This window comes from Pseudomonas sp. HN11, from assembly GCF_021390155.1.
GTDB lineage: Bacteria > Pseudomonadota > Gammaproteobacteria > Pseudomonadales > Pseudomonadaceae > Aquipseudomonas.
In genome coordinates this window covers 1,037,274-1,050,608 of the sequence record NZ_CP089985.1, presented here as the reverse complement: position 1 = coordinate 1,050,608, position 13,335 = coordinate 1,037,274, and the positions used below count along the sequence as shown (strand labels likewise).

Sequence of the window (13,335 nt, the reverse complement as noted above, 5' to 3'; positions counted from 1 at the left end):
GCGCACCGGGGGAGCAATACTGATCCAGCTCATGCTCCACGCAATTAATTAGCCATCACGGCACGTCCAGACGATAAGGCGCCAGGATCCGCTGGTATTCGCCACTGTGCTTAAGCTGTTCGAGGGCGCGATTGAGTTCAACACGTAACGCCGTGTCAGTATTGCGCAACGCGATCGCCACACCGTCGCCCAGCCGCTCGGCGAGAACGGCGGGGCCCAGAAAGGCGAAATCCTCGCCAGCGGCAGTGTCGAGCAGCGCGTTGCGGATTTCTACTGTGCCCTGCAGGGTGGCATCAATATCGCCGGCTATCAGGCTGCGGACCAGTTCGTCGTTGAGCCAGAAGCTCTTGATGATCACGCCCTTTTGCGCCCATTGCGACCTGGCAAAGGCTTCACGATTGCTCCCCAGTAAAACGCCGACTCGCTTGCCCTTGAGTGACTTTGTCGTCGGCATCAGGCCTGAGTCTCGGCGTGCAACCAGGCGCGTGGTGAAGGGATAGAGGTTATCGGTGAAGCTCACCCAGCGCCGTCGACCGGGTGTGGGTGCGATACCGATGATGGCATCGAAGTGTCGAGCTTCAAGGTCTTGGAAATTTTCGACCAACACCTGATCGACCCAGGTACAGCGCACATTCAATTGCTGACACAGCGCGTTGCCGAGCTCGATGTTCAGACCGACCAATTGCCCTTGCGGGTTACGACTCTGGAAGGGAGGGAACAGGGCGGCCACGCCGAAACGGATTTCCCGCCGTGGTTGATCAATGCCTGCAACGGCATCCACGGCGAGTAACAGGGCAAGCGCTATACAGAGGTGTATCAGAAGCACAGGAAACGTCCTTTTCCAGAAAACGCACCCTGCGCTGCACCCATTGAAAAAACCGGGGTGAAGCGCAAGCAGTGCAAGCTTTCAAGAAACGGTCGCGAGGCTACAAGCGGAAATATCAGCTGAGGCTGTAGGCAACATCCGCCAAATAATACAGTTGATTAATCTTAACGTTTCCCCATGGAACGACGAGTCCCCGGCGGAGCCATGCCCGGGCTCTTGGTATGGCCGTTCTTGGCGCCGTTTTTGTACCAGGGCTGGGCGGCATTCTTGGCCCCGGCCAGTTCACCCGGCTTGAACGGAAACTTGAACGCCGGGATCTCGGCTTTTTCAACGCCTTCGGCGCTGGCCGGATCGACGAGGTCGGCCGCATCAACAGGGGTTTGTGTCGGGGAAGTCATAGGGGCTCCGGCGCGGCTATTGGTGTAAAAGCGCGAGTATAGCGGGGCCGGAGAGTCAAGCGGTAAGCTTCAAGCGGCAAGTTAAGAGCGCTGGCTGTCACGGCTGTCAGTTTGACGTCACGATCCTGACCGGGTCGCAGCGCTATAAAGGCTTCATCCGAACTTCAATTTGCAGCTTGCAGCTTGAAACTTGCAACTGCGCCTCTGGCGTCCTTCTATGCACATTCAACGAAAAACCGCCCTGATCGCGGGTGTCCTCGTGGTGTTGGCCGTTGCAGCCTGGGCACTCACCCGCCCGGCAAAGACCAAGCTGGCGGCGCCCACTGCGATTCCGGTGCGGGTGGTGAGCGTGGCGCAGCAGGATATCCCGCGCTTTGTCAGCGGGATCGGTTCGGTACTGTCGTTGCACAGTGTGGTGATCCGCCCGCAAGTGGACGGCATCCTGACTAAACTGCTGGTGAAGGAAGGCCAGTTGGTCAAGGCCGGTGACCTTTTGGCGACCATCGATGACCGCTCGATCCGTGCAAACCTCGACCAGGCCAAGGCACAACTGGGCGAAAGCCAGGCGCAGTTGCAGGTGGCGCTGGTCAACCTCAAGCGCTACAAGGCATTGAGCGTCGACGACGGCGTATCCAGACAGACCTATGACCAACAGCAAGCCCTGGTCAACCAGCTCAAGGCCACGGCCCAAGGCAACCAAGCCGCTATCGATTCAGCCCAGGTACAACTTTCCTACACCCAGATTCGCTCGCCGGTCAGCGGCCGCGTGGGTATTCGCACCGTGGATGAAGGCAACTTCCTGCGTACAGCCGATACCCAGGGCCTGTTCTCCGTGACCCAGATCGACCCGATTGCCGTCGAGTTCTCCCTGCCACAGCAAATGCTGCCGACTCTGCAGGGCCTGATCGCTGCGCCCACACAAGCCAGTGTCGATGCCTATATGGGCGCCGACACCGACGGTCAGACCGGTGACTTGCTGGGCGAAGGCCACTTGAGCCTGATCGATAACCAGATCAGTTCCACTACCGGCACCCTGCGCGCCAAAGCCGAGTTCAACAATGCCTCGCAACGCCTGTGGCCGGGGCAACTGGTGACCATCAAGATCCAGACCGCCCTCGACAAAAACGCCCTGGTAGTGCCGCCGACCGTGGTGCAACGTGGCCTGGATTCCCACTTCGTGTACCGGGTCAAGGGTGACAAGGTTGACGTGGTACCGGTGCAGGTCACCTACCAGGACAGCGACGTGAACATCATCAAAGGCGTGCAGGCTGGCGATGTGCTGGTCAGTGACGGCCAGTCGCGACTCAAGGCCGGCGCGCAGGTTGAGGTGCTCAAGGAGTCGCCGCAGGTGATCCAGACGGTTGATGCCAAGGTGCGGCCATGAGTCGTTCACCGTCAGCCTGGTGCGTCGACCACCCGGTTGCCACCCTGCTGCTGACCTTTGCCCTGGTGCTGCTCGGGCTGATTGCATTCCCACGTCTGGCTATCGCCCCACTGCCGGAAGCGGAATTTCCGACAATCCAGGTCAGCGCTACTTTGCCCGGCGCCAGCCCGGACACGATGGCCTCGTCCGTGGCCACGCCGTTGGAGGTGCAATTCAGCGCCATCCCCGGCATGACCCAGATGACCTCCAGCAGTGCCTTGGGCTCAAGCCTGCTGACGCTGCAATTCACCCTGACCAAGAGCATCGACACCGCCGCCCAGGAAGTGCAGGCGGCGATCAACACCGCATCCGGCAAGCTGCCCAGCGATATGCCCAGCCTGCCGACCTGGAAAAAGGTCAACCCGGCGGACAGCCCGGTGCTGATCCTCAGCGTCAGTTCCAACAGCATGCCCAGCACCGAGCTGAGCGATTACGTGGAAACCTTGCTGGCCCGCCAGATCAGCCAGATCGACGGCGTGGGCCAGATCAATATCACCGGTCAGCAGCGCCCGGCGATCCGCGTGCAAGCGTCGCCGGACAAGCTCGCCGCCATCGGCCTGACCCTGGCCGACATCCGCCTGGCCATCCAGCAATCGAGTCTCAACCTGGCCAAAGGCGCGATCTACGGCGAGAACAGCGTGTCGACCCTGTCGACCAACGACCAGTTATTCCATCCGGAGGACTATGCCCAGTTGATCGTGTCCTACAAGGACGGTGCACCGGTTCAACTGCGGGATATCGCCAAAGTCATCAACGGTTCGGAAAACGCCTACGTGCAGGCCTGGTCTGGCGACACGCCGGGGGTCAACCTGGTGATTTCGCGTCAGCCCGGCGCGAATATCGTCGAGACCGTTGACCGCATTCAAGCCGAGTTGCCGCGCCTGCAAGCCATGCTGCCGGCGTCGGTGCAGGTCAGCGTATTGACCGACCGCACCAAGACCATCCGCGCGTCCCTGCACGAAGTGGAAGTCACGCTGCTGATCGCGATACTGCTGGTAGTGGCGGTGATGGCGCTGTTCCTGCGCCAGTTGTCGGCGACGATGATTGTGTCCAGCGTCCTCGGTGTGTCGCTGGTGGCCAGTTTTGCGTTGATGTACCTGATGGGCTTCAGCTTGAACAACCTCACACTGGTGGCGATCGTGATCGCCGTGGGGTTTGTGGTGGACGATGCCATCGTGGTGGTAGAGAACATTCATCGCCACTTGGAAGCCGGGCTCGACAAACGCGAAGCGGCGATCAAGGGCGCCGGTGAAATCGGCTTTACCGTGGTATCCATCAGCTTCTCGCTGGTGGCGGCGTTTATTCCGCTGCTGTTCATGGGCGGCGTGGTCGGGCGGCTGTTCAAGGAGTTCGCCTTGACGGCCACCTCGACCATCCTGATTTCGGTGGTGGTCTCGCTGACGTTGGCACCCACCCTGGCCGCGCTGTTCATGCGCGCGCCCACCCATCATGCCCACGACAAGCCCGGTTTCAGCGAGCGACTGCTGGCCGGCTATGCACGCAACCTGCGCCGAGCGCTCGCCCATCAACGCACGATGGCGGCGATCTTCGTCGTGACTCTGGCCCTGGCGGTGGTGGGTTATGTGTTTATCCCCAAGGGTTTCTTCCCCGTGCAGGACACCGGTTTTGTTCTAGGCACCAGCGAAGCGGCGGCCGATGTGTCGTACCCGGAAATGGTCGCCAAGCACAAGGCCCTGGCCGAGATCGTCAAGGCCGACCCGGCGGTGGAAGCGTTCTCGCACTCGGTCGGCGTGACCGGCAGTAACCAGACCATCGCAAACGGCCGCTTCTGGATCGCCTTGAAAGACCGTGGCGACCGTGATGTGTCCGCCAGCCAGTTCATCGACCGTATCCGCCCTAAACTGGCGAAGGTGCCGGGCATTGTGTTGTACCTGCGCGCCGGGCAAGACATCAACCTCAGCTCCGGCCCCAGCCGCGCTCAGTACCAGTACGTGCTCAAGAGCAACGACGGCCCGACGCTCAACACCTGGACCCAACGCCTCACCGAAAAACTGCGCGCCAACCCGGCGTTCCGCGATCTGTCCAACGACCTGCAATTGGGCGGCAGCATCACCCACATCAGCATCGACCGCCAGGCCGCCGCGCGCTTCGGCCTGACCGCCACCGATGTCGACCAAGCGCTCTACGACGCCTTTGGCCAACGCCAGATCAACGAGTTCCAGACCGAGATCAACCAGTACCAGGTGGTGCTGGAGCTGGACACCCAGCAACGCGGCAAGACCGAAAGCCTCAACTACTTCTACCTGCGCTCGCCGCTCACCAACGAGATGGTGCCGCTGTCGGCGCTGGCCAAAGTCGACCCGCCCACGGTGGGCCCGCTTTCCATCAGCCATGACGGCATGTTCCCGGCCGCCAACCTGTCATTCAACCTGGCGCCGGGGGTGGCCTTGGGTGATGCGGTGATCATGCTCAACCAGGCCAAGAATGAAATCGGTATGCCCACCACCATCATCGGCAACTTCCAGGGCGCGGCCCAGGCCTTTCAGAGCTCGCTGGCCAGCCAGCCGTGGCTGATCCTGGCGGCGCTAGTGGCGGTCTACATTATCCTCGGTGTGCTGTATGAGAGTTTCGTGCACCCGCTGACGATCATCTCCACGTTGCCGTCAGCGGGGCTGGGTGCACTGATCATGCTGTCGCTGATGGGCCAGGATTTTTCGATCATGGCGTTGATCGGCCTGGTGCTGTTGATCGGCATCGTGAAGAAGAACGGCATCCTGATGATCGACTTTGCCCTGGAGGCTCAGCGCGTGAAGGGCCTATCGCCGGAGGATGCGATCTACGAGGCCTGCGTCACGCGGTTCCGCCCGATCATCATGACCACCCTGGCCGCCCTGCTCGGCGCGGTGCCGCTGATGCTCGGCGCCGGCCCCGGCGCGGAAATGCGCCAGCCGCTGGGTATCGCGGTGGTCGGCGGCTTGCTGGTGAGCCAGGCACTGACGCTGTTCACCACGCCGGTCATATACTTGTACCTCGAGAAGTTTTTCCACCGGCCCACACCAACGCCTGCGTTGGCGACCACAGATTGAGGCCCGGCCCTGGAGCAAAAAGGCTCATGCGCGTCCTGATTATTGAAGATGAAGAAAAAACCGCGGACTACCTGCACCGCGGTCTGACGGAACAGGGCTACACCGTCGATGTGGCCCGCGAAGGGGTAGAAGGCTTGCACCTGTCGCTGGAGAATGACTACGCAGTGATCGTGCTCGACGTGATGCTGCCCGGCCTCGACGGCTTTGGCGTATTGCGCGCCTTGCGTGCGCGCAAACAGACGCCGGTGATCATGCTCACCGCTCGCGAACGCGTGGAAGACCGCATTCGCGGTCTGCGCGAAGGCGCCGATGATTACCTGGGCAAGCCGTTTTCCTTCCTGGAACTGGTGGCGCGCCTGCAAGCGCTGACTCGCCGCAGTGGCGGGCACGAGCCGGTGCAGGTCACAGTCGCCGACTTGTGGATCGACCTGATCAGCCGCAAGGCCAGTCGCAACGGCCTGCGCCTGGACCTGACCGCCAAGGAGTTCTCGCTGCTGAGCGTGTTGGCGCGGCGCCAGGGCGAAATCCTGTCCAAGACCGCGATAGCGGAAATGGTCTGGGACATCAATTTCGACAGCGACGCCAATGTGGTGGAAGTGGCCATCAAGCGCCTGCGCGCCAAGCTCGATGGGCCGTTCGAACAGAAACTGCTGCACACCATCCGTGGCATGGGGTATGTGCTGGAGAGCCGAAGTGTCAGCTAACTCCATCGCCCTACGCCTGAGCGGCATGTTCACGTTGGTGGCGCTGCTGATCTTCGTGTTGATCGGTGGCGCGTTGTATCAGCAGGTGGACCGCAGCCTGGGCTTGTTGCCGGGTGCCGAGCTGGATGCGCGTTACAGCGTGTTGGAGTCTTCGGTGAACCGCTTCGGCACGCCGGACCATTGGGTGAAGATGCAGGCCAAGCTCAAGTTGTTGGGCGAGGAGGACAAACGCATCCGCTTCTGGGTAGTGAGCAGTGATCCGAACTACGAATACGGCAACCCCGATGCGCAGATCCGCGCCTTCGCCGAAGGGCCGACGGGCAAGCGCGACCTGCGTCTGCCGGGGCGCGAGTACCCGCTCAAGGTGCTGGTGAGTCAGTTCCCGGCCAAGGATCAACGCCCGCCGCTGCGCTTCATGATCGCCATCGACACCGAAAACTTCCGGGCCACCCAGCACCACCTGCTGGTTGCGCTGGTCAGTCTCGCATTGGTCGGTGTGGTACTTGCTTCGTTACTGGGTTTCTGGGTCGCACGTATCGGTCTAAAACCGTTGGGCAAGCTCTCGGATGAAGCGCAGAAACTTGCACCACCCAAGCTCTCCGGACGCCTGCAACTGTCGCCGCTGCCGCCGGAGTTGAGCCAATTCGTCAACTCGTTCAACGCCACGCTGGACCGCGTCGAACAGGCCTATTCTCGCTTGGAGTCGTTCAACGCAGACGTGGCCCATGAACTGCGCTCGCCCTTGACCAACCTGATCGGCCAGACCCAAGTCGCCTTGACCCGCGGACGCTCCGCCGAGCATTACTTCGAGGTGCTGCAATCGAATCTTGAAGAACTGGAGCGCCTGCGTTCGATCATCAACGACATGCTGTTCCTCGCCAGCGCCGACCAGGGCAGCAAGGCCACCAAGTTGATCGAAAGTTCCCTGGCCGATGAAGTGGCAACCACCCTCGACTACCTGGACTTCATCCTTGAAGACGCACAAGTCGAGGTGCAGGTACGGGGCGATGCCACGGTGCAGATCGAAAAAGCCCATCTGCGCCGCGCACTGATCAATCTGCTGAGCAACGCGGTACAACACACAGCGCCGGGTCAGGTCATCGTTGTGAGCATCGAGCTGCTGGACCACCAGGTGACAATCGGCGTAACCAACCCGGGTGACGCGATTGCCAGCAAACATCTGCCGCGCCTGTTCGAACGCTTCTATCGGGTAGACGCTTCGCGCAGCAACAGTGGGGCCAACCACGGCCTGGGGCTGGCCATCGTCAAGGCGATAGCCCTGATGCACGGCGGCGACGTCTTCGTGCGCAGCGAGGGCGGTGATAACACCTTTGGCATTACCTTACCGGTCTAAGGCACGACTGTTGCGATTTGGGTAACAGTCATTATCTTGTTACACTCTGTACCGTACCGCTCGCCTGCGTTAATTTGACGCATCGATGAGCGCGACGGCAAAGGCAGTCTCCGCTTACCCGAATTTCCCTCGACTTATTTCCAGGGCTCTACACTGGGAATCTGTCTTAAAGCCGCTGACTTCAGCGGCTTTTTTTTGCCATAAAAAAGGCCAGGCACACTCAACGACATTGGCCCGTTTCCGTTTGCCCAAAGGAGCTCCACCGGTGAAGAACTCGCTGACGTTCACCCCGTTATTCCTCGCGATTACCGCAACGATTACCCCTCTTGCCCAAGCGGCAGACTCCACCTCCGCCGACGGTTTCGTCGAAGGTGCCCACCTCAATATCAACACCCGCAACTACTACATGAACCGCGACCGTCGCGACCTTCACACTGATGACAGCAAGGAATGGGGCCAGGGTTTCATCGGCACCTTCGAGTCCGGCTACACCCAGGGCACCGTCGGTTTCGGCCTGGACGCCCACGCCATGCTCGGCCTGAAACTGGATGGCGGTGGCGGCACCGATGGCTCCAGCATCCTTCCGTACGGCAGTGGCAACGGCAAAGCGCCGGGCTCGTTCTCGACGGCGGGTGGCACCGTGAAGGTGCGCGCATTCGATACCGAACTCAAAGCCGGCGACCTGTTCCTCAATAACCCGGTGATCGCCGGCGGCGCGACTCGCATGCTGCCGCAGACTTTCCGCGGTGTGAGCCTGGCCAACCACAGTCTCGACGGCTGGATGTTCGAAGGCGGCCAGGCCAGCTTCACCAAGCTCTACAACCAGAGTGGCAATCGGCGCATTGGCACCAGCTACGGCGCTCTGCCGAATAACGCGGACAGCCGGCACATGAACTGGGTCGGTGCGTCGCTCAGCGGCATTGATGGGCTGACCAGTAACCTCTACGCCTCCGAGCTCAAGGATGTGTGGAACCAGTACTACTACGACCTGGACTACACCTATGTGGTGAACGAGAGCGTCAGTCTCAACCCCGGTCTGCACTACTACCACACCCAGGACACTGGGCAATCGCTGCTCGGCGATATCGACAACAACACCTACAGCCTGCACTTCACCGTGGACGTTGGCCATCACAGCGTCACCGCCGCGTACCAGCGGGTCAACGGCAACACACCGTTCGACTACATCGCCCAAGGCGATAGCGTGTACCTGGATAACTCCCAGCAATATTCGGACTTCAACGGCCCCAACGAGCGTTCGTGGAAACTCAAGTACGCCTATGACTTCGGCGGCCTGGGCCTGCCTGGCCTGACCTCGGCCGTGTCCTACATCAGCGGCAAAACCGACCTGACCAAAGTCGACCCGCAAAGCCGAGGCTACAGCGCCTGGTACAGCGCCGACGGCAAGGACGCCAAGCACTGGGAACGGGACATTGACCTGAAATACGTGGTACAGGGCGGCAAAGCCAAAGACCTGGCGGTGCGCCTGCAATGGGCGGTCAACCGTGGCAGCAAAGGCTACTCGGCGGTGGATCGGGACGTGGATGAGTACCGGGTGATCGTCGACTATCCGATCAACGTGTTTTAAGCAGCGATCTTTCTTTTTAACCCGGTATTTAATTTTCATCGGGTAGAACTAAACTGCCAGCATCCTCACCGCTGAAGTCTGCCCGATGAGTCCACGCCCCGTTCGTACTTCCCCTGCACATCCTGAGTTATTACTTATCCTGGGCAGTGGACTCACCGTTGCCCTGATTGTGATCATCGTGGCGGCGCTGTTGATCCGCGAACACGCCAGCACGCTCGAGGCGGCCAAGCGGTCTACAACCAACATTGCCCAACTGATCAATGCCGATGTACTGCGCAACGTCGAGCTGTACGACCTGGCACTCAATGGATTGATTGCGGCCACGCAACGCGAAGACCTGTCCCAGGTTGCAGAAAATATCCAGCATTTGGTGCGGTTTGATTTATCCACGGCCGCTCCGTTCAAAGGCGAAGTGCTGCTTCTGGATGCCAAAGGTGCAGTCGTGGCGGATTCGTCCACGTTACGCCCCACATCACGCAATTTTGCCAACCGCGATTATTTCCAAGTGCATGCCAAGGACGCCAATGCCGGCTTGTTTATCAGTCGACCGTTCAAGATCCATTGCGAGTGCGATCAGGTCTGGCGCATGGCATTCAGTCGGCGTATGTCGGGGCCCAAGGGTGAGTTTGCCGGCGTGGCTGTCGCCACCATGCGCCTGGCATATTTCGACCAGCTCTTCAGCACCTTGACGATCGGCAACAGCAGCAGCGTGAACCTGCTGAACAAGAAAGGCATTCTCCTGGCCCAGCAGCCCCTGCTTGAAAGCGACATGATCGATAAGGACCTGAGTGATCGACCCAACTTCAAGCGAATACTGCACGACGGAAGCGGCAGCTTTCAGGCAATCTCTGCTATCAGCGGCAAGGAACGTCTGTATACCTTTACCAATGTGGGTGAACTGCCACTGATCGTAGTGGTGGCGCTGTCCAGCGACGACGTATTTGCCCCTTGGAAACGTGCGGCACTGCTGACCGGAAGCGCCACCGGCGTGCTCTGTATCGGTTTGTTGTGGCTGACTTGGATGCTGCGCCGGGAACTGCGGCGACGGCGTCGCGCCGAACGGGTACTGTCAGAACTGGCGGCCACCGATGCGTTGACAGGCCTGGCGAACCGACGCGTTCTGGATGAACGCCTGCGCCTGGAGTGGGACCGCGCTCAGCGCTCCACCGACCCCATGACGGTATTGATGATCGACGTGGACCACTTCAAGGCCTTTAACGACCGTCACGGCCATCAAGGCGGGGATGAGGCATTGCGCACCGTGGCTCAGGTGATCAGCAGCAACATCCGCCGCCCTGCCGACCTGGCGGCGAGGTATGGCGGTGAAGAATTCGCGGTGGTGCTGCCGATGACCGACGCCAAGGGCGCCTGGGTGATTGCCGAGCATATCCGCAGCGGTATCGAGCACTTGCCCAAGGTGGCGGGCGATGACCAGCCGATTACGGTGAGCATTGGCATGAGCACATGGGACAAGCGCAGCCGCCAGTCGCTGGAGGCGCTGCTGTTGAGCGCCGATCAGGCGTTGTATGAGGCCAAGCATACGGGGCGTAATCGGATTGTGGATGCCAGGAACCAGGCATAAAAAAAGGCCACCCGAAGGCAGCCTTTCAAAACTAAAGAAAAGAGAGTTGTTACTTACACCGCCGCAACGGGACGCATGTAAGAGATCGGTGCGGTGCTGGCATCTTCGAAGGTCACGACTTCCCAGGCGTCTGTCTGCTCAATCAACTTGCGCAGCAGCTGGTTGTTAAGGGCGTGGCCCGACTTGAAGCCTTTGAACTCGCCTATCAGGCTATTGCCCAGCAGGTAGAGGTCACCGATTGCATCGAGGATCTTGTGCTTCACGAATTCGTCTTCATAGCGAAGGCCATCTTCGTTCAGTACACCATCCGCGTCGACCACGATGGCGTTTTCAACGCTACCGCCGAGTGCGAGGTTATGCTTGCGCAGGTACTCGATGTCACTCATGAAACCAAAGGTACGGGCGCGGCTGACTTCTTTTACGAACGAAGTGCTGGAAAAATCCACGCTTGCACTTTGGGTGCGGTCACGGAATACCGGGTGATCGAAATCGATCTCAAAGCTCACTTTAAAGCCTTCAAACGGGACGAAGGTGGCGCGCTTGTCGCCGTCTTCTACTGTCACTTCCCGCAGAATACGAATGAACTTCTTGGCTGCGTCCTGTTCTTCCAGGCCGGCAGATTGAATCAAGAATACGAAGGGTCCAGCGCTGCCATCCATGATCGGGACTTCGGACGCGGAGAGCTCGACGTAGGCGTTATCGATGCCCAAACCGGCCATGGCCGAGAGCAAGTGCTCCACCGTGTCCACCTTGACGTCACCGTTGACCAATGTGGTCGACATCGTGGTTTCGCCAACGTTTTCCGCGCGAGCAGGAATCTGCACCACAGGGTCCAGGTCGGCACGAACAAACACGATGCCGGTGTCGACAGGTGCAGGTTTGAGGGTCAGGTACACCTTCTCCCCGGAGTGCAGACCTACACCTGTGGCACGGATAATATTCTTCAGGGTGCGTTGTTTAATCATGGCTTGGACCGCTTGAGCGCAAATTGCGAACTGGTATCAACAAAGGCTGGCGATAATAGCAGACCAGACCTTTGCTGAACACCAATCACCTTCATAGCCCTGATACATTCCATCAATCGGCCTGACGACGCAGGAATGCCGGGATGTCCAGGTAGTCCAGATCATCTTGCGGATTCGGGCTACGGGACGCCGCAGCACCGGCCTGGGCCTGGTTGCGCATCACGGTCGGACGGTCCAGATCACGGTAGTTCACCGACGGCAGTTCCTGGCGCGAAGGCGCTGGAGCAGCAGCCGCTTGGCTCGCGTGGCTGGCTTGGGCGTTGTGCAGGGTGTTGTCGATCACCTTCACAGGCTTCTCGATTTTTGCACCCAGGCCGGTGGCAACCACGGTTACATGCAGCTCGTCGCGCATGTCCGGATCGATCACGGTGCCGACTTTGACCATCGCGTGCTCGGATGCGAAGGCTTCGATGATGCTACCCACGTCGGAGTACTCACCCAGGGACAGGTCAGGACCGGCGGTGATGTTCACCAGGATGCCGCGTGCACCTTGCAGGTTCACGTCTTCGAGCAACGGGTTGCGGATGGCCGCTTCAGTGGCTTCACGCGCACGGTTCGGACCGCTGGCGCAGCCAGTGCCCATCATCGCCATGCCCATTTCGCTCATCACGGTGCGCACGTCGGCAAAGTCGACGTTGATCATGCCTGGGCGCTTGATGATGTCGGAGATACCGCGAACGGCACCGGCCAGTACATCGTCAGCCTTGGCGAATGCGGACAGCAGGCTTGCGTCCTTGCCCAGGATGGTCAGCAGCTTCTCGTTGGGAATAGTGATCAACGAGTCGACGCTTTCAGACAGCAGGCGGATACCTTCGTCGGCGATCTGCATACGCTTGCGGCCTTCGAACGGGAACGGACGGGTCACGACTGCGACCGTCAGAATGCCCATTTCCTTGGCCACTTCGGCAATGATCGGCGCAGCACCGGTACCGGTACCACCGCCCATGCCGGTGGTGATGAACACCATGTTGGTGCCTTGCAGCACTTCGGCAATACGCTCGCGGTCTTCCAGTGCGGCTTGACGACCGACTTCCGGATTGGCGCCAGCGCCGAGGCCCTTGGTCACCGCGGTGCCCAATTGCAGGATGGTCCGCGCGCCGATGCTTTTCAGCGCCTGGGCATCAGTGTTGGCGCAGATGAATTCAACGCCTTCAATGTTGCTCTTGACCATATGGTTGACAGCGTTGCCGCCGCCACCGCCGACACCGATCACTTTGATGACCGGGCTTGCGGGGATGTTGTCTACGAGTTCGAACATGTTCCCTCTCCTTTCATTTTCTCTAGTTTTTTCGCCTACTGCTTTGGAGCAGCTCCAAGTTGCAAGCTAAGAGCTGCAAGCTTGGAGCGTGTTACTTGAAGCTTTAACTTGTCGCTTGAAGCTAACTTCG

Annotated in this window: 10 protein-coding genes; 6 read left to right on the top strand and 4 right to left on the bottom strand. The window is 60.0% G+C overall.

From position 1 onward, the window contains the following. Window positions 1-55 precede the first annotated feature (55 nt). A complete protein-coding gene (locus LVW35_RS04750) occupies window positions 56-826 on the bottom strand; it encodes a transporter substrate-binding domain-containing protein (RefSeq protein WP_233893966.1) in 771 nt (256 codons plus the stop codon). Window positions 827-990: 164 nt separating this feature from the next. Further along, window positions 991-1,224, bottom strand: a complete 234-nt coding sequence (locus LVW35_RS04745; RefSeq protein WP_233893965.1) for a hypothetical protein — start codon at window positions 1,222-1,224, stop codon at window positions 991-993. 217 nt (window positions 1,225-1,441) lie between these two features. Between LVW35_RS04745 and LVW35_RS04740 the strand changes: the two genes are divergently transcribed. The 6 genes from LVW35_RS04740 to LVW35_RS04715 all read left to right on the top strand — a co-directional run bounded on the left by LVW35_RS04740 (window position 1,442) and on the right by LVW35_RS04715 (window position 10,922). Further along, window positions 1,442-2,608 carry an efflux RND transporter periplasmic adaptor subunit gene (locus LVW35_RS04740; RefSeq protein WP_233893964.1) on the top strand — a complete coding sequence of 389 codons (1,167 nt, stop codon included), beginning with the start codon at window positions 1,442-1,444 and terminating at the stop codon, window positions 2,606-2,608. Continuing rightward, the gene (locus LVW35_RS04735; RefSeq protein ID WP_233893963.1) at window positions 2,605-5,694 is read left to right on the top strand and encodes a multidrug efflux RND transporter permease subunit; all 3,090 of its coding nucleotides are present in this window, start codon (window positions 2,605-2,607) and stop codon (window positions 5,692-5,694) included. The genes LVW35_RS04740 and LVW35_RS04735 overlap by 4 nt, the downstream gene beginning before the upstream one ends. A 26-nt stretch (window positions 5,695-5,720) precedes the next feature. Beyond that, window positions 5,721-6,398 carry a heavy metal response regulator transcription factor gene (locus LVW35_RS04730; RefSeq protein ID WP_233893962.1) on the top strand — a complete coding sequence of 226 codons (678 nt, stop codon included), beginning with the start codon at window positions 5,721-5,723 and terminating at the stop codon, window positions 6,396-6,398. After that, a complete protein-coding gene (locus LVW35_RS04725; protein ID WP_233893961.1) occupies window positions 6,388-7,752 on the top strand; it encodes a heavy metal sensor histidine kinase in 1,365 nt (454 codons plus the stop codon). Before LVW35_RS04730 ends, LVW35_RS04725 begins: the two co-directional genes overlap by 11 nt. 265 nt (window positions 7,753-8,017) lie before the next feature. Further along, window positions 8,018-9,340, top strand: a complete 1,323-nt coding sequence (locus LVW35_RS04720) for an OprD family porin (RefSeq protein WP_233893960.1) — start codon at window positions 8,018-8,020, stop codon at window positions 9,338-9,340. Window positions 9,341-9,425: 85 nt separating this feature from the next. After that, window positions 9,426-10,922 (top strand): sensor domain-containing diguanylate cyclase, encoded by a 1,497-nt coding sequence (locus tag LVW35_RS04715; RefSeq protein WP_233893959.1) that lies wholly within the window; start codon window positions 9,426-9,428, stop codon window positions 10,920-10,922. Window positions 10,923-10,975: 53 nt separating this feature from the next. Here the strand turns inward: LVW35_RS04715 and lpxC are convergent, their stop codons facing one another. Further along, window positions 10,976-11,887 carry a UDP-3-O-acyl-N-acetylglucosamine deacetylase gene (gene lpxC / locus LVW35_RS04710; RefSeq protein WP_003171886.1) on the bottom strand — a complete coding sequence of 304 codons (912 nt, stop codon included), beginning with the start codon at window positions 11,885-11,887 and terminating at the stop codon, window positions 10,976-10,978. A 112-nt stretch (window positions 11,888-11,999) separates the two neighbouring features. Further along, the gene (gene ftsZ / locus LVW35_RS04705) at window positions 12,000-13,205 is read right to left on the bottom strand and encodes a cell division protein FtsZ (protein WP_016974964.1); all 1,206 of its coding nucleotides are present in this window, start codon (window positions 13,203-13,205) and stop codon (window positions 12,000-12,002) included. Window positions 13,206-13,335 lie beyond the last annotated feature (130 nt).

Coding starts and splice junctions, on each gene's coding strand:
- LVW35_RS04745 (WP_233893965.1), bottom strand. CDS start 1,224: ATGACTTCCCCGACACAAACCCCTGTTGATGCGGCCGACCTCGTCGAT.
- LVW35_RS04740 (WP_233893964.1), top strand. CDS start 1,442: ATGCACATTCAACGAAAAACCGCCCTGATCGCGGGTGTCCTCGTGGTG.
- LVW35_RS04735 (WP_233893963.1), top strand. CDS start 2,605: ATGAGTCGTTCACCGTCAGCCTGGTGCGTCGACCACCCGGTTGCCACC.
- LVW35_RS04730 (WP_233893962.1), top strand. CDS start 5,721: ATGCGCGTCCTGATTATTGAAGATGAAGAAAAAACCGCGGACTACCTG.
- LVW35_RS04715 (WP_233893959.1), top strand. CDS start 9,426: ATGAGTCCACGCCCCGTTCGTACTTCCCCTGCACATCCTGAGTTATTA.
- lpxC (WP_003171886.1), bottom strand. CDS start 11,887: ATGATTAAACAACGCACCCTGAAGAATATTATCCGTGCCACAGGTGTA.
- ftsZ (WP_016974964.1), bottom strand. CDS start 13,205: ATGTTCGAACTCGTAGACAACATCCCCGCAAGCCCGGTCATCAAAGTG.